1 protein-coding gene is annotated in these 1,797 nt (G+C 41.2%); it reads left to right on the top strand.

All coding sequences use genetic code 11. From position 1 onward, the window contains the following. Positions 1–125: 125 nt before the first annotated feature. The coding region (locus A3GU_RS09585) for an IS1182 family transposase (RefSeq protein ID WP_018366508.1) at positions 126–1,797 on the top strand (1,672 nt) is incomplete at its 3' end.

Raw genomic sequence — 1,797 nt, 5'->3', positions numbered from 1 at the left:
GGGGCTGGGCAAAAACTAGTCCTGATAGCCAAAAAAGACGAGCATTTCCTTACGGAGTTGCTCGTCTTTTGTTCTAAAATCCTCTATAATTGTAATAACGACAAAACAACAGAAGGGGTTTTTAGATGTATCAACAGTATAACACAAATCAAATGAGCTTGGAACTAAATCTTGCTTTCGAGTTACCAGAAACTCACGAAGCAAAATTAATCAGCCTCTTTGTAGATACCATTCCTCAACACGTCTTGCTTGAGGAGACTTCTTCAACAGGTCGTCCTGCCTTTCACCCAGCTATGTTACTGAAAATGACCTTATTTGCCTATGCCAGACAGGGCTTTTCTGGGCGTAAAATTGCCCAAATGAACGAGGAAGTGATTCCCATGAAATGGTTAAGTCAAGACACCTATGTTAGTTATAAAACCATCAATAATTTTCGATCTAGTAAGCACGCTAACAATCTCATTAAATCAGCTTTCATCTATTTCACCCTCCTCATGCGCGACAATGGGATGATTTCTGATGATGCTCTCTTTATTGACGGCACAAAAGTTGAGGCTGATGCCAATAAGTATTCCTTTACTTGGAAGAAAGCTGTTGACAAGTATGACGCTGCTCTAAATGGAAAAATTGCGGAGCTTTACGACCAACTGATTCAAGAAAAGGTTGATGTTAGTCTGTCTAAAGAAGAACTTGAAACCAGTGAAGGGTTAACACAACTCTTACAAGAAACAGAAGCTGTCTTAGATGAGGTCGAAAAGGCCATTGCTCAGGAGCCAAAAGTAATCAAAGGTGGTTCTGCTAACAAACAAAAACGACGTCGTCTAAAAAAACTACGTCGAAAACTCAAGGAAGATTTTCTAGTTCGCAAACAAAAATATGAAAAGGATAAGGTCCTCTTCAATGGGCGTAATTCCTTTTCTAAAACGGATACTGACGCTACCTTCATGCGGATGAAAGAGGATCCCATGAAGAATGGCCAGCTGAAACCTGGCTATAATGTTCAGGCTGCCACTAATGGCCAATATGTGCTTGCCTATGACATCTTTCCTAATCCAACAGATACCAGAACCTTGAAACCTTTTTTACAATCCCTCCAAACCTTGGATTTGTTCCAATACATCGTTGCGGATGCTGGTTATGGGAGTGAGGAAAACTACGTTTATCTTTATGACGAACTTGAAAAGACACCTCTTATTCCTTACGGGATGTATCAAAAAGAACAGACTCGCCAGTACAAGAACAACCCTGAGTCTCCTATCAACTGGACTTACGTTGAGGAGACGGACCAGTGGCAGAAACCAAATGGTCTTGTTTATTCCTTTAAGCATTATTCCCGACGCAAAGATAAGTATGGGTTTGAACGCGATTTTAAAATCTATGAGGCGGATAGAATACAAGCCACACCTGAGCTGGAAGCTTTAGCTAAGACTGATAAAGGAAGCCAAAAGCAGATTCATTATAACCCCACTTGGACTTACTTCAAAGCTAAAATCAAAGAAGAACTGAATAGTGACGAAGGCGCCCGCATTTATGCCAAACGCAAGACAGATGTTGAAACTGTTTTTGGTCGGATGAAGGGTATTTTTGGCGTACGCCGGGTTCATGTTAGGGGCGAGCAAGCTGTCCAAACAGAGTTAGGTTTCCTCTTCATGAGCATGAATTTAACCAAATTGGCCAAATTACTGGTGGGAAAGACTGCTAAAAAGAAGACAAGCACAAGTGAGAAGCCTTATCCTCAACGATTAAGGATGAGATGTCGCTTGTGCTTGTTTTTTGAGCTAGTTTTTGCCCAGCCCC

This window comes from Streptococcus didelphis DSM 15616 (assembly GCF_000380005.1).
GTDB classification, from domain to species: Bacteria; Bacillota; Bacilli; order Lactobacillales; family Streptococcaceae; genus Streptococcus; species Streptococcus didelphis.
Note: the sequence above shows the minus strand (reverse complement) of the source record. Positions and strands in the feature narration are given on the sequence as shown.